A 14,915-nucleotide genomic window follows, 5' to 3' on the forward strand; every position below is an offset into this window, starting at 1 on the left:
GAGCACCCCTTTGTGTTAAATCAATACATATAGCGGTTCATAAAACGTAACTGATCGAATTTCTGGATTGACTCGTTATCGACCCGGCTACCGATTTTGGCCATTAGGCAGTTCGCTGGGTGAGAGCTAATCTCAGGATCATCGGTAGCATAATATTCTAGTCCACCAGCTTGCATCATTTTCTCCATAATTTTTCGGTATTCCCAAACATTCAAGCCTGTCCCTTTTAAATCCCAATGCCAATAATATTCTGTTGTAATGACAATGAAATCTTCAAAAGCATCATCCATCATTGACACTCTCAATAAGGCTTTTCCAACACCGCTACCTCTGTATTTTGGAATTACTTCAATTGCCCCAAGTTCAATCAAGTTATCCATTTTTCCTTCTGACCAACGTTCTAAAGGATCCGGATAAAGAAATGTAACATAACCGACAATCATGTTATCATCTCGAACAATAAGAATACGTCCTTCTGGCAAATCGGCAATTTCTGTAATGGCTTTGTGTTGCTGAGCGGGTGGTCTGAAGGCGACCAAGTCTTCGTGGAACTCAAGTTTGCTTATTTCTTTTCCAGGTATAGGACCTTCAATGACCAGAAGACCGTGTTCAGTTTCTAATTCCATCGAGTTGTACATCTTTTTATGTTCCATCATTTCACCGCCTGTCAGATACAATTGGTTCCATTATACATGAACGTAAGTAGATTTGGAAAAAAGCCATTGAAATATGCAGTGTTTTCTAAAGAGTTTAAATAGTTCGCAATAATTTGTGGCAATGTTGTAGAATATAAGTAATCAACTTGAAAGGGTGAACAGTATGAATGTGAAAACCTTACCAGCAAAACCAGGAATTCATCAATTACATAATTACGAAGAAATAGCTGCCAACTTTGATTGGACTGACGTTGAAAAAGAATTTAGTTGGTATGAGACTGGTCGAGTTAACATGGCGCACGAAGCCATTGATCGTCACGCGGATTCCGACCGGAAAAACAAAGTAGCTCTTTACTACAAAGATCAAAATCGTAATGAGTCATACACGTTTTATGAAATGAAGCGTATGACAAATCGTGCAGCTAATTTGTTAAAAGAAAATTCAACATTAGCAAAAGGAGATCGCCTCTTCATTTTTATGCCTCGTTCTCCGGAGCTCTATTTCATGATGTTCGGAGCGTTAAAAATGGGGCTAATTGTCGGCCCGCTGTTTGAAGCATTTATGGAAGGCGCTATTTACGATCGACTTGACGACAGTAGAGCCAAATCAATTGTTACAACGCCAGAACTATTAGAGCGGATTCCTTATGATCGTTTGCCGGAGCTTGAAACGATTTTTCTAGTAGGGGAGAACGTTAAAGCGCAAGACGGACACGTCGATGTGTTGAAACAGTTACCGGTCAGCTCAGATACATTTGATATTGAGTGGTTAGACAAAGAAGATGGTTTGGTTCTTCACTACACATCTGGTTCTACAGGTAAACCAAAAGGTGTCTTGCATGCCCAGTATGCGATGGTCCAGCAGTACCAGACAGGGAAATGGGTGTTGGACTTTAATGAAACGGATATCTATTGGTGTACAGCGGATCCAGGCTGGGTGACAGGAACAGCTTATGGCGTATTTTCACCTTGGTTAAATGGTGTGACGACCGTCATTTTAGGTGGACGCTTTTCTCCAGATGGCTGGTACAAAGCCATTGAAGATTTTGGCGTAACGGTTTGGTATAGTGCACCGACAGCTTTCCGTATGTTGATGGGCGCAGGCGATGCACTAGTAAAAGAATACGATTTATCGACGCTGCGTCATGTGTTGTCTGTAGGGGAACCGTTAAACCCTGAAGTGGTCAGATGGGGAGCGGAAGTATTCGACAAACGTATTCATGATACGTGGTGGATGACTGAAACGGGAGCACAAACTATCTGTAATTATCCATCTGTCGACATTAAGCCAGGTTCAATGGGGAAACCGGTGCCGGGCATCAATGTTGCCATTGTCGATGACCAAGGCAATGTATTGCCACCTAATCAGATGGGGAACTTAGCGATTGAAAAAGGATGGCCAGCAATGATGCGTCAAATTTGGAATAATCCGGCGAAATACGATTCTTATTTCTTAAAAGATAAATGGTATGTTTCAGGGGACTCAGCCTATATGGACGAGGAAGGGTATTTCTGGTTCCAAGGTCGCGTGGATGACGTCATTATGACTTCTGGTGAGCGAGTTGGACCATTTGAAGTAGAAAGCAAATTACTGGAACATCCAGCAGTTGCTGAAGCCGGAGTGATTGGTAAGCCAGATCCGGTACGTGGTGAAATTATTAAAGCGTTTGTGGCATTAAACGATGGCTATGAGCCTTCAGAAGAATTGGTTCAAGATATTCAGCAATTTGTTAAGAAAGGGTTAGCTGCCCATTCAGCACCACGTGAAATTGAGTTTAAAGACAAACTTCCGAAAACACGAAGTGGTAAAATTATGCGTCGAGTACTAAAGGCTTGGGAACTTAATTTGCCAACAGGTGACTTGTCTTCCATGGAAGATTAATAGCAAAAAGCCCGATTCGCTAAACGAGCGAATCGGGCTTTTTTAGTTACGCTGCGTCATCTTCAGCAGGCTTTTCAGGATCTGGTTTTTCAGGTTCTTCTGGTTTCTCAGGTTTTTCAGGATCCGGTTTTTCTTCAACTGGCTTTTCCGGTTTTTCTTCAGGAGGAGTTTCCTCTTCTTCAGGAGGAGTCACAACTTCTTCTTCAACCGGTGGTGTTTCTTCTTTTTCTGGTTCTTTATCTTCAGGTGGTGGAGTTGGTTTTGGTTCAGGCTTTGGCTTTGGTGCAGCAATACTGACACTATTTGAAGCACCTGATTGTTTGCCTGTGATGTCTACAGCAACGACTGTATAACTTCCAGCCCCACTCGCGCTATATGAATTGCTTCTCGATTCCGAAATAGAAGCAACGCGTGAGCCGCCTTTGTAAACTCGGTATCCAACAACATCAGTTGAACCAGAATTGGTCCAGGTAATGGTTTGGCCGCTAATTGCTGCTTGAACAGCTCCAGGAGCAGCGCCATCTGCTTTGAAAGTTGCCCCTGCAACTACTGAAGAGAATTTTGAATTGCCAGGGAACAATTTACCAGCATCTCCGCCGAATGGAGCCAGCATGCGATCAATGTATTTTTGCGATACACCAATGCCTCCACCAGAGACGAATTCGCTTGGGGTAGTTGATAAAGCTGTATAACGTTTACCATTAATTGTTGTAAAGGAACTACTTGTTAAACTATCATCTAGTCCTTTTGGAAGCATAACGTTGGCATTAAACAAATCTGAACGTACAAGGCCAGCACTTTGACAAGCTCCTCCTGGTGCCAAGCCAGAAATTCCGCAAAACGACTTGGTAACGACACCTTCAGGTTGTTTGAAAGTCGACTTTGCTCCAACTAGATCTGGAACTGTTTGATAAGTGGTGTTCATTAAGCTTGCCCACAGTTGGTTGACACGGACAGAAGGCTGTAAATTCGAATTCGGAAAATTATCAAGTGAATATTTTTCGCTATCGTATCCAAGCCATAGACCCATCGTAATGTTTGGGTTATAACCAACTAGCCAAACATCTTTTGTGTTCTGAGTAGTTCCTGTCTTCCCGGCGAAGTCGCCACTAAAATTTAGTAAACTATTCGCTCGGTTCGCGGTACCGCGATCTGTATTAAACACATCTCTTAACATATCGGTCAAAATATAAGCAGTTTGCGGTGTATAAATTTCTTTTTCGGCAACTTTGTGTTCAAAAATGACATTGCCATCTGCATCTTCAATGCGTTGAATCATATACGGCTCAACTTTTTTACCGCCATTTGCGACAGTGGCATAACCACTCGTTAACTCTTCTACAGATCCTTCGACACCACCACCTAAAGCAGTAGCAGGATAATAGTTTGATTCCTCTTTGACTTTGGAGAAGCCGGCATTGATCAAGTAATTGATCGGCATTTGCTCTCTAATTTGACCAAACAAGCGAAGAGCTGGCAAGTTTTGAGATTGTGCTAGCGCATCACGTGCTGACATGATGCCTCGTTCGCTAGAAGGGATGAAGTTTGCAGGCGAGTAACCGTCAGCTAATTTGAATTTCACATCAACAACGGGACTTCCTGCACCAATCGTACCAAGGTCAAGAGCTGGTCCGTAAACGAGTAAAGGTTTTACTGTAGAACCAATCGAACGATATGCTTGAGTTGCGTGATTCAATTCTTCAACTTCAAAATCACGTCCGCCGACAAAACTTAAAATACGTCCTGTTTTGTTTTCCATCATCATACTTCCAACTTGAACAGGAAGGTCTTTCATTTTGTCTCCGCCGTCTTCACTTGGTACGGACAATGTTGTGCCGTAACGTGCATAAGCGTCTTTTGCCTTTTCGTGTGCCAAGTACAGCTCTTTGTTAATGGTTGAGTGAATTCGGTAACCATTTGAACGAACTGCCCGGTCAGCTAAAATTGCATATTCCTCGTACAGCTTATTGTTTTCTTCAAGTGATTTCGGATCTATACCGTCTTTTTCAGCAAGCACATCCATAATAATACGTGCTGCTCGTTTTTCGAGCTCATCTGTAATATACGGTTCGCTATCTCGTGAACGTGATTCGTTTTCGCGAAAATCTTTAACGATGTCATAAGCAATGGCAGCATCGTATTCTTCTTGTGTGATGTACTCAGTTTCTTTCATTCGGAATAAAACGGTTTTCATCCGATCGATTCCTGGTGCCAATCCATCCGCGTCTTTCAACTGGCCAACTGAATTATAAGGTGTGTAGCGGAAAGGGGCTTTTGGTATTCCAGCGATAAAAGCAGATTGAGGCAAGCTCAATTCACTTGCTGACTTGTTAAAGAGTCCATTAGCTGCAGTTTCGATTCCGGCAATGTTAGCACCCGATGAGTTTCTGCCGTACGGTATAATATTGAGATAAGCTTCCATGATTTCATCTTTTGTCATAAATTTTTCAAGACGCATTGCAAGGAGAATTTCTTTTGCTTTTCGCTCGTAAGAAACTTCGTTTGTCAAAATTTGGTTTTTAATGAGCTGTTGTGTCAGCGTCGATCCACCTGTTTGACTATCGGAGTTTGCAACATCTTGAAGTAGGCCGCGGAAGATGGCTTTTGGAACAATGCCTTCATGTTCCATAAAGTATTCATCTTCCGTTGCAAATACAGCGTCGATAGCGGTCTGTGAAATTTTATCAAGTGTTGTTTCTTTTCGTTCCAAGTCAGTCTGAATTTTTCCGATATAGACATCGTTATCAAAAAACATTTCTGACGTTTCCACATAGCTGTAAATTTCGTTTCGCATTTCATCTTCAGAACGAAGCTTTTCTTCATCAACGAGCGAAGCAAAATATCCTGCTCCAACCGATGCAGCAAAAACTCCTCCTGTCACTAAGACAATGGCCAGAATCAAGGCTAAATTCCACAGGACTCCTGATGTTATACTCATTCGCTTGAACCACTTACTTGAAGTCCATCTATCAGTTGTTTCTTCGGCTTTATGAATCCAATTTTTTATTTTATCGTGCACACGATCACCCTCCTAAAATCTTTTATAGTATATCATAAAGTTATAATTGCATCGAAGCATATTGACAATATTGAAAAATAACGTAAACTACTACTATAATTCATATTTAAAACGATGAAGGTCCCGAAGTAGAGTGTGCAATTTTGTTTAGAGAGCTGGTGGGTGGTGCAAACCGGTCAAAATGCATAGATCGAATTACAGGTCTGGAGTTTACGGAAGTGTCCCGTATGGCACATGATGAGAGGGAGACTGTGTTCTCCAAGCTGGGTGGTACCGCGCTAATTGCGTCCCTGCATGAATTTTTCATGCAGGGGCTTTTTTATGTGGTTTTTTATGGCGCTCATCTTTTTAAAAGTTAAAGGAGGAATTGGAATGGCTAACGAATTAATTCAAGATTTACAATGGCGCGGTTTGTTATACCAACAAACAGATGAAGAAGGTATGGAGAAGTTACTAAACGAACAAAAAATTTCATTATACTGCGGAGTCGATCCAACAGCAGACAGTATGCATATTGGGCATATTGTGCCGCTCCTTACATTACGCCGTTTTCAAATGCATGGCCACCAACCGATTTTATTAGTCGGTGGAGCTACAGGCATGATTGGGGATCCTTCAGGTCGCAACGAAGAGCGTCAATTGCAAACGACTGAACAAATTGACCGCAACGTCGAAGGCATCAAAGTTCAAATGGAACAAATTTTTGATTTTCAGTCTGAAAACGGAGCCAAAATGGTTAATAATCGCGATTGGATCGGTGCGATGAACGTGATCGAATTCTTACGCGATTACGGCAAACTGATTTCAGTTAACTACATGCTCGCAAAAGATTCAGTTGCGTCACGTTTAGAGACAGGAATTTCGTTTACAGAATTTGCTTACACGCTTATTCAAGCGATCGACTTTAACCATCTGTACAATGAACACAATTGTCGCATTCAAATCGGTGGTTCGGACCAATGGGGGAATATTACCTCAGGTCTTGAAATGATTCGCAAAACACATGATGAAGAATCTAAAGCATTTGGTATTACCATTCCACTGGTCACAAAAGCGGACGGTACGAAGTTTGGGAAATCAGCCGGTGGTGCAGTTTGGTTAGATCCAAAAAAGACAACACCTTATGAGTTTTATCAGTTTTGGATCAATGCAGCTGATGCAGATGTAATCAAATACTTGAAAATTTTTACATTCATTAGTCGTGAAAATATTGAGACGTTAGAAAAAACGGTTGAAACTGAAGCACATTTACGCCAAGCGCAAAAAACGCTGGCAGAAGAAATGACAAAACTGATTCACGGGGAAGCTGCACTTGCAGATGCTCAGCGTATTACCAAAGCATTGTTCAGTGGAGACTTGAAAGCTTTGTCTTCTTCAGAGATGAAAGCCGCATTTAAAGACGTTCCTTCTGTGGAAATGCCAAAAGAAGACAAGTCAATTGTGGACTTGATTGTAGAAGCCGGTATTTCCTCGTCGAAAAGACAAGCGCGTGAAGATGTTACAAATGGTGCAATTTCAGTAAATGGTGAAAAAGTAACTGACGTAGCATACATTGTTGGTGGAAAAGACCGTTTGGAAGATGCTTTTGCCATTATCCGCCGCGGCAAAAAGAAATACCATATGGTGCAATTTCAATAAAAATGAAGAAAGGACAGCCGGATTTTGGCTGTCCTTTCAACATAGCAGATTAAATTTGCTTTTCTTTAATGAAGCGAGGCAGTTCCATATCATTGAATTCATTCGGGTGAATGAGTTTTCCTAAACGGATAGCGCCTTCAATCAAGCGAGGAGAAGGTCGGCAATACAATTCTTCTTCCATTACATGAATGTGGTTGATAGCGGTCATGTCATCCCAGCCGGGGCGCTTTTTAACGAGTTCCGGTTTTACTTTTGCCGTTAAAATACCGACCCAGGCAAGTAAAATATAATCAGGTTGGCGTTCGAGCACATCGGCCCAATCTGTTTGGATATTAGCAGAATCAGTGTCATCGAACAAATTTCTAGCGCCGGTAATGGCACTGATTTCTGTTAGCCAGTTGATGTTACCTGGTGTGAAAACAGGCTTTGGCCACCATTCCCAGTACAACGATGGACGAGTTGCAGCAAGTTGCCCACGTGTTTTGATGTCTTCAATGACGGCTAGGTATTCGTTATGAACAGTCGTGGCATCGAGTCCACAAGCATGCGCGACCTTTAACAGGTCTTGTCCGATTTCTTCTAATGACTGAGGATCCAAAATAAGGTGAGGGATTTTTCTCCGCACCAACTCGTCTATGTTCCTCTCCATTCCAGGAACACTCAATGACGCCAATACCAAGTCAGGTTGTAACGCTTCTAGTTCATCCATCCGAATCGACAAGTCAGGTCCTAGACGAGGCAATGTTGTAATTTCTTTAGGCCAGTCAGAATAATCATCAACCCCGACGAGTAGATGTTCGGCATCTAAAAATGCTAGTAATTCTGTATTGCTCGGGCAAATTGAAATAATTCGCATTTAGCTCCACCTCCATTTTTTCAGTTTACCATGCCTATTGATTAAATTCTTTCAATTCGGTGAAATTGATAAAACAAAAGCGTGTAAGGAGCTTGGGAAATTTACGTAGTAATTTTTTAAAAAGAGAAAGAGTAAGGCTCCACGTTTAACTTTCAAAAAAATGGGTATTCATAGTTGAGTAGAAAAACTAAACTGCTAAACAACAATGAAATTATTAGTGAGAGCGGGGTGAGGCTATTGCCAAATGAGACAAAAAATTTTCGAACTTGTATTATGCGAGTACCTAATAGTCGATTTGCCGCAATAGCTAATAAATGTTAAAAGACCAAGATTTATATGAACACTTGAACGCAAAAACTTGGGAAATGACTGAAGACTGGTACCATTCACTGGACAAAAGTAAAGCAGGTGTTTATGGTTCGACCGATCCGGATAAAATCGCTCTATTAAAAAAACAAAATCATGAATTTCATCTTTTGTTTTGTACAATGTTTAAAGAGGGGAAGCTTAATTTTAAATCAGACTTTCAGCATTGGATAGACCTGGTTGCCACGGACGAAGCGCATCTCGACACACCTATTGTAGAAGTTATTGGTGAATTTTTTCGGACTCAACAGCAATACTTGGATGAAATTGAACGTTTTTCTTTGAATCATAAAGAGCAGGTAAGTCTTGAAAAGCTGATGGAATGGACAAAAACAATCGTCGAAGTAATTAGTGAGGTAAGTCTTAAATTCACAGATAAAAATTCCAAGGCTGCAGAAAGACGATTGAACTCACAGCAACAAATGATTGTGGAAATGAGTGCGCCAGTTATTCTGTTGGCTAACAAGATTGGAATGCTACCATTGGTCGGCGAAATCACGCCACATCGTGCAGACATTATTTTTGAAAAAACATTGGCACAAAGTTCGAAACACGATTTAGAAAAACTATTTATTGATTTATCAGGCGTACCGATGATTGATACGATGGTTGCGCAACAAGTGTTCCAGCTAATCAAAGGTTTAGAAATCATTGGCGTGAAAGTGGCTTTATCTGGCATTAGTCCAGTCATCGCTCAAACTGCTGTGCAGTTAGGCATTAAATTTATTGATATTGAAGTGTACAACACGCTTGCTCAAGCATTAAAACAAAATAAAGTTGATTCATTGTAATAGAAATCCCTAGAACCAACAAAGGTTCTAGGGATTTTTTTGTGATTTACTATAGTGGAATTTGGTTTTATTTGCGGTGACTATGTGGTTGTTTGCGGGATCGCTCACTTTGTTTGCCCGAAAGACCGGATTGTTTGAAGGGAGAGAATTTATTTGTGGGAAAAGGAGTTTGTTTGCGGATTAAGCTAGTTTGTTTGCAGCGGAGGAGAAGTTGTTTGCGCGATAATCAAGTTTGTTTGCGCTTTCCAAAACCCAAAGAAAAAACCTCCCAATCCTTAAAAAGGTTTGGGAGGTTTTCGAAATCAAGTTGGAATTAACGTGAGTAGTACTCAACGATCAACTGTTCGTTGATTTCAGCAGACAATTCGCTACGCTCTGGAAGGCGTACGAATGTTCCTGTTTTGCTATCAGTATCGATAGTTACGTATTCAGGAACAAAGTTGTTTACTTCGATTGCTTCGTTTACTACATCAAGGTTGTTTGATTTTTCACGGAAAGCAATTGTTTGTCCTGGTTTCACGCTGAATGACGGGATGTCAACGCGTTTGCCATCAACAAGGATGTGGCCGTGGTTTACGATTTGACGAGCTTGGCGACGAGTGCGCGCAAGACCTAAACGATAAACAACGTTATCAAGGCGAGCTTCAAGAAGGATCATGAAGTTTTCACCGTGTTTGCCGTCCATTTTACCAGCTTTGTTGAACAAAGTTTTGAACTGACGTTCGTTCACTCCGTACATAAAGCGTAGTTTTTGTTTTTCTTGTAATTGCAAACCATATTCAGAAACTTTTCTGCGCTGGTTAGCACCGTGTTGACCTGGTGCGTAAGGGCGTTTTTCTAATTCTTTACCTGTGCCTGTAAGGGAAATTCCTAAGCGGCGTGACAGTTTCCATGATGGACCTGTATAACGAGACATATAAGTCTCCTCCTCTATTTTTGGTTTTTAGAGTAAAATAAAAACCAGATGCATTCATGCTGCAAGCCATTTTATATTCTTGTACCTTCGCTCAGCAGCCAAAGAGTTACACGATACACCTGCTATGAGGAATAAAATGGGCAAACACGCACATACAACTGCTGCGATTATTTTACACAAAGCATAGTATAACTGAATTTAGAACTGTAAGTCAACAGTAACCCCTATAGAATAGATAGGCAACCTAACTTTCTTTTTTTGATAGGACAAGGTAGAATGGAAATGAGTATTTATGTAAGCGCTTTCTATAATAGTTAAGGGGTGTATATTTAATGAGAGATAAAGAAATGAACATTGAGACGGCGGTTATCCATAAAGGGTACGACAGCACTAAACATCATGATAGTTTGGTGACACCACTTTATCAAACTTCAACGTATTCGTTTGCAAGTGCCGAGCAAGGGGAAGATCGTTTTGCAGGGAATTGCGAAGGAAATATTTACTCGCGTCTCGGAAATCCAACAGTTCGCGTACTCGAAGAACGAATGGCAGAAATCGAAGGCGGTCAAGGTGCATTAGCTTTTGGGTCGGGGATGGCCTCGGTTAGTGCGATTTTGATTTATTTGACGAAAGCGGGAGATCACGTTCTTTGTTCACGAGGCATTTACGGCTGCACGTTCGGTTTGTTGGAGATTATGGAAGAGAAATATGGCATTACGCATAGCTTGGTGTCGATGACTACTGAAGAAGAGGTAGAAAATGCGATTCGCCCAGAAACGGTCTGCATATACGTAGAAACACCTATCAATCCGACTATGGAACTCGTGAATCTTGAAGCAGTCATGGCGGTAGCGAAAAAACACAACATTCGAGTCGTTGTAGATAATACCTTCTGTTCACCTTACTTACAAAATCCATTGCGAATGGGCGCAGACTTTGTTTTGCATAGTGCGACGAAATACTTGAATGGCCACGGAGATGTAGTTGGTGGCGTTTTAGTCGGAAGTGATGCAGAAGAAATGCAACATATTCGAATGACGGTACAAAAAGACGTCGGTGGTATTATGTCGCCATTTGATGCATGGCTATTGCTTAGAGGATTAAAAACACTTCATGTCAGAATGGATCGACATGTTAGCAATACAAAAGTAGTTTTAGAATTTTTAAAACAACAAGAAATCGTTAAAAATATATATTACCCGTTTGATGACAGTCATCCGCAAGTTGAAATTGCGAAACGCCAAATGCGTGAAGGTGGCGGTTTGATTTCATTTGAAATTGAGGGTGGTAAAAAAGAAGCGCAAGCCTTTTTAAATGCGTTATCACTGATCAAAATTGCTGTTAGTTTAGGAGATGCAGAAACATTGATTCAGCATCCAGCTACGATGACTCATGCGGTCGTGCCACCTGAAAGTAGACAAGCGATGGGCATTAGTGATTCCTTACTGCGTTTATCAGTTGGACTTGAGCATACAGACGACTTAATCGAAGACTTAAACAAAGCATTCGAGCAAGTGAAACCAAAACTTCAAGAAATCTAAAAAAACCCGAAACTCATCAATTGAGTTTCGGGTTTTCATTCGATTATAAATGCTTCATCAACACTTTGGCGAATAGTTCCAAGCCTTGCTGATCTTCTTCTGTGAAACGACTTAACTCAGGGCTATCAATATCAAGAACCCCAATCACTTGATCTTCTTTCATTAATGGCACGACAATTTCAGAACGTGACGCTGCATCACATGCAATGTGACCAGGGAATGCTTGAACGTCTTCCACTAACATGGTTTTTTTATCAGCAACGGCTGTACCGCAAACGCCTTTTCCGACTGAAATTCGTACGCATGCTGGCAAACCTTGGAAAGGCCCAAGAACAAGTTCGCCTTCTTCCATCAAATAAAATCCAACCCAGTTGATGCGTTCAAGAAATTGATTGAGTAAAGCAGAGGCATTACTTAAATTAGCAATGCTGTTTTTCTCACCGTCTAATAAAGCATCTAATTGTTTTGAAAGCATCGTGTATTGTTCAATACTGCTGCCACTGTAATCTGTTTGTGTAAACATAAAGAATTCCCTCGTTTCGGTGTATTGTATGTTGAAAATCAAATCCGCTTAACTTAAGTAAGTATAAATTTTGTCGTAATGCTTATGCAAGCCATTAACACTATGGGCGTCCGAGCCGAACACTAACGGAATGCCGAGTGATTGGGCGAATTCGATATAAGGGAGCGGAGGATAGGCTTCCAAACAATCTGATTTCGAGTACCCCGCCCCGTTTACATCCAGTTCTAAGCCGGTGTTCTTTATTAGCTCGAGAATGTGTCGGATTTGTTTGTTATCATTGATGTTCTCGCCATGTGCTTTTTGGAATTTGTGAATTAATGTGGGATGACCAATTCGGCTGGGTTTGAATTGGCCAAGATCTGCGTAAATCGATTTTTCAAGCGTGTTATAGTAAAGCTGATAGGCAGCTTCTACAGATCCGCAAGCCGTTGCGAGTTCTGTAAATACTTCTTTACTAAAGTCAGCACAAACATAGTGGTCATTTACGTGCAGGAAATGAACCGACAAAATAGAATCATCTAATTCCGGACCAATTTCATCTAAAAAAAGGGCTGTTTCTTTTTCAAAGCCTTCAATGTAATCAACTTCCAACCCTAATCGAATGCGAATATCTTTTTCATAAACATGCTTAAGATGAGTAATTTCATTTATATAGGCAGTTAGCTGAGTTGTGCTCATGCCGCTGTCTTGATCAGGAGTAGGATCTGAAAAGTTAGCTGGAAGTGGAGCGTGTTCAGTAAAAGAGATATCCGTAAATCCGGACTTTATTGCTTTTTCAATATATAATTTTGTTGAGTCTTTTGTCCCGTGTGGACAAAAGGGGGTGTGAATGTGACCGTCTCGCTTCATAAAGGCATCCTCTTTTCTGTCTATTAAAAAATATAATCGCTTTTCTTCTAATTTGGCAAACAAAAGAGTAGAATACATGTTAAAATAAAAGAATCATGAATACATTTACGTATAACTGGTAATGTGATTTTGGAACAGGGGGCTATGTGACTTATGATGGAGTATATCATCATTGCGGTCATCATTCTATTAGCGATAACAATCATTGGTTTTATGTTTCGTAAAAAACATTTAGCTGAAATTGAGCGCTTGGAACAGTTAAAACTGCAAATACAAAATAAACCGATACTTGAAGAATTGACTAAAGTGAAACAGTTGAACATGAATGGCCAGACAGAAGAAATGTTCGAACGCTGGCGCAACGTGTGGACTGAAATTATGGATGTGCATATTCCGAAAATTGATGCTGCTTTATATGATGCAGAAGAAGCAATTAATCGTTTCAGATTCAACAAAGCGACAAAGCTAGAACAAGATACTGAAGTTAAAATTGATCTTGTGGATCAGCAGATGAACGGCATTTTGGTAGAACTAAAAGAGTTGATTGGTAGCGAGGAAAAAAATCGCAGTGAAATTGATCTTCTTCAAGAAAAATACCGTCGTGCACGTAAAAACTTATTGGCTCATCAGCATTCTTACGGGATGGCTGCTGTACCGTTAGAGAAAAAACTTGAGTCTTTTATTCCGTTATTTGATGAATATGAACAACTGACCAATGAAGGGAATTACCTGAAAGCACGTGAAACCGTCATTAGTTTATCGTCAGAAGGCGAAGAGGCGTTTTTACTAGTTGATGACATTCCACCGTTATTGTCGGATGTCCAAACTAAAATTCCTTCTTACGTTGCTGAATTGCGTCAAGGCAAAGAAGAAATGGAAGAGCAGTCTTATTACTTAGGACATTTAGAATTGACTCTTCAACTGGACGAAATAGAAGAAGAACTAGAAGTATTAAAAGAAAATATAACGCTTCTGGAAATTCCACAAACGAAAATTGCAGTCGAAAAAATAAAAGATCGCATTGATTCATTTTATGAACTTTTGGAAAAAGAAGTGGAAGCGAAACAATATGTAGACGAATTCCGCATCGATACAGAGCGTCATTTAGAAGTTGTGGCACGAGATACAAAAGAAATGGATGAAGAGTGTAGATACGTTCAGCATAGCTATAAAATTAGCGAAAGCGAAGCGGCTATTCCAAAGTCATGTATGGATAAAATGGAGCAATTAGCAAAACGCTATAGTTTGCTGGCATCACGTCTCGAAGAAGATCAATCGGCATATTCAAGTCTTCAAGAAGAATTGGTTCATATTCGTGAGGATTTATCGATTGTTGACTCGACACAAATTGATTTTATGACGGCACTTAAGAGCTTGCGCATCGAAGAAAACAATGCGCGCGCGAAAGTAGAACAGTTGAAACGTAAATTGCAAGAAACCGATCGTATTTTGCATAAAGCCAATATACCGGGTATTCCAGAAGACATGGATGTGCGTCTAGAAGAAGCCGAAGAACACCTTTTCGTGACAATCCAGACTTTGCGTGAAGTACCATTAAACATCAAGCTTGTGGATAATTATTTAGAACAAGCTGAAAAAAGTATTGAAGACGGTCATACTAAAGCAGTTGAAATGGTTGAAAATGTACTTTTGATTGAGCGCATCATTCAATATGGCAACCGTTACCGCAAATCCAATCTTCAGTTAGATGCCAAACTTGAAGAAGCTGAAGAATCATTTAGACAGCTTCGTTATACAAAAGCATTAGAAGAAGCGGCAACTGCAGTCGAAAACTTTGAACCAGGTTCGATGAAACGGATTGAAGTGCTGGTTAAAGAAGACGCATGGCGCATTTAAAAACAACATGTAAAGCCACCA

The 14,915-nt window shown here is 40.6% G+C and carries 11 protein-coding genes; 5 read left to right on the forward strand and 6 right to left on the reverse strand.

The annotated features are described in order from the left end of the window. Positions 1-20: 20 nt before the first annotated feature. Positions 21-653 carry a GNAT family N-acetyltransferase gene (locus QMF37_RS04155; RefSeq protein WP_078080289.1) on the reverse strand — a complete coding sequence of 211 codons (633 nt, stop codon included), beginning with the start codon at positions 651-653 and terminating at the stop codon, positions 21-23. 166 nt (positions 654-819) lie between these two features. Between QMF37_RS04155 and acsA the strand changes: the two genes are divergently transcribed. Next, complete coding sequence (gene acsA, locus QMF37_RS04160; protein ID WP_078080290.1) at positions 820-2,538, forward strand: acetate--CoA ligase; 1,719 nt, start codon at positions 820-822, stop codon at positions 2,536-2,538. A gap of 46 nt (positions 2,539-2,584) precedes the next feature. Here acsA and QMF37_RS04165 read toward each other — a convergent pair whose 3' ends face one another. Then, on the reverse strand, positions 2,585-5,557 hold the full coding sequence (locus tag QMF37_RS04165) for a transglycosylase domain-containing protein (RefSeq protein WP_283476754.1): 2,973 nt from the start codon (positions 5,555-5,557) through the stop codon (positions 2,585-2,587). Positions 5,558-5,929: 372 nt separating this feature from the next. Between QMF37_RS04165 and tyrS the strand changes: the two genes are divergently transcribed. Further along, on the forward strand, positions 5,930-7,195 hold the full coding sequence (tyrS, locus tag QMF37_RS04170) for a tyrosine--tRNA ligase (protein ID WP_071153163.1): 1,266 nt from the start codon (positions 5,930-5,932) through the stop codon (positions 7,193-7,195). A 49-nt stretch (positions 7,196-7,244) separates the two neighbouring features. Here the strand turns inward: tyrS and QMF37_RS04175 are convergent, their stop codons facing one another. After that, complete coding sequence (locus QMF37_RS04175) at positions 7,245-8,051, reverse strand: cobalamin-binding protein (RefSeq protein WP_058385758.1); 807 nt, start codon at positions 8,049-8,051, stop codon at positions 7,245-7,247. Between the two features lie 314 nt (positions 8,052-8,365). On the opposite strand from QMF37_RS04175, the gene QMF37_RS04180 reads away from it, so the two are divergent. Further along, positions 8,366-9,208 carry an STAS domain-containing protein gene (locus QMF37_RS04180; protein ID WP_071153164.1) on the forward strand — a complete coding sequence of 281 codons (843 nt, stop codon included), beginning with the start codon at positions 8,366-8,368 and terminating at the stop codon, positions 9,206-9,208. 313 nt (positions 9,209-9,521) lie between these two features. Here the strand turns inward: QMF37_RS04180 and rpsD are convergent, their stop codons facing one another. After that, a complete protein-coding gene (rpsD, locus tag QMF37_RS04185) occupies positions 9,522-10,124 on the reverse strand; it encodes a 30S ribosomal protein S4 (RefSeq protein ID WP_058385756.1) in 603 nt (200 codons plus the stop codon). Positions 10,125-10,456: 332 nt separating this feature from the next. Here rpsD and megL point away from each other — a divergent pair, with 332 nt between their 5' ends. After that, complete coding sequence (gene megL, locus QMF37_RS04190) at positions 10,457-11,665, forward strand: methionine gamma-lyase (RefSeq protein WP_071153165.1); 1,209 nt, start codon at positions 10,457-10,459, stop codon at positions 11,663-11,665. A 43-nt stretch (positions 11,666-11,708) separates the two neighbouring features. Here the strand turns inward: megL and QMF37_RS04195 are convergent, their stop codons facing one another. Continuing rightward, entirely contained in the window at positions 11,709-12,188 is a 480-nt protein-coding gene (locus tag QMF37_RS04195; protein WP_058385754.1) for a GAF domain-containing protein, read from the reverse strand. Between the two features lie 48 nt (positions 12,189-12,236). Further along, positions 12,237-13,037, reverse strand: a complete 801-nt coding sequence (hisJ, locus tag QMF37_RS04200) for a histidinol-phosphatase HisJ (protein ID WP_071153166.1) — start codon at positions 13,035-13,037, stop codon at positions 12,237-12,239. 153 nt (positions 13,038-13,190) lie between these two features. Here hisJ and ezrA point away from each other — a divergent pair, with 153 nt between their 5' ends. Then, on the forward strand, positions 13,191-14,894 hold the full coding sequence (gene ezrA / locus QMF37_RS04205) for a septation ring formation regulator EzrA (RefSeq protein ID WP_071153167.1): 1,704 nt from the start codon (positions 13,191-13,193) through the stop codon (positions 14,892-14,894). Positions 14,895-14,915 lie beyond the last annotated feature (21 nt).

Source organism: Planococcus sp. S3-L1, from assembly GCF_030063085.1.
Classification (GTDB): Bacteria; Bacillota; Bacilli; order Bacillales_A; family Planococcaceae; genus Planococcus; species Planococcus kocurii.

What these genes read in the sequence shown, in the direction of transcription:
- QMF37_RS04180 (WP_071153164.1), top strand. Translation starts at nt 8,366, where the DNA reads ATGTTAAAAGACCAAGATTTATATGAACACTTGAACGCAAAAACTTGG.
- QMF37_RS04175 (WP_058385758.1), bottom strand. Translation starts at nt 8,051, where the DNA reads ATGCGAATTATTTCAATTTGCCCGAGCAATACAGAATTACTAGCATTT.
- QMF37_RS04155 (WP_078080289.1), bottom strand. Translation starts at nt 653, where the DNA reads ATGGAACATAAAAAGATGTACAACTCGATGGAATTAGAAACTGAACAC.
- ezrA (WP_071153167.1), top strand. Translation starts at nt 13,191, where the DNA reads ATGATGGAGTATATCATCATTGCGGTCATCATTCTATTAGCGATAACA.
- tyrS (WP_071153163.1), top strand. Translation starts at nt 5,930, where the DNA reads ATGGCTAACGAATTAATTCAAGATTTACAATGGCGCGGTTTGTTATAC.
- acsA (WP_078080290.1), top strand. Translation starts at nt 820, where the DNA reads ATGAATGTGAAAACCTTACCAGCAAAACCAGGAATTCATCAATTACAT.
- QMF37_RS04195 (WP_058385754.1), bottom strand. Translation starts at nt 12,188, where the DNA reads ATGTTTACACAAACAGATTACAGTGGCAGCAGTATTGAACAATACACG.
- hisJ (WP_071153166.1), bottom strand. Translation starts at nt 13,037, where the DNA reads ATGAAGCGAGACGGTCACATTCACACCCCCTTTTGTCCACACGGGACA.
- megL (WP_071153165.1), top strand. Translation starts at nt 10,457, where the DNA reads ATGAGAGATAAAGAAATGAACATTGAGACGGCGGTTATCCATAAAGGG.
- rpsD (WP_058385756.1), bottom strand. Translation starts at nt 10,124, where the DNA reads ATGTCTCGTTATACAGGTCCATCATGGAAACTGTCACGCCGCTTAGGA.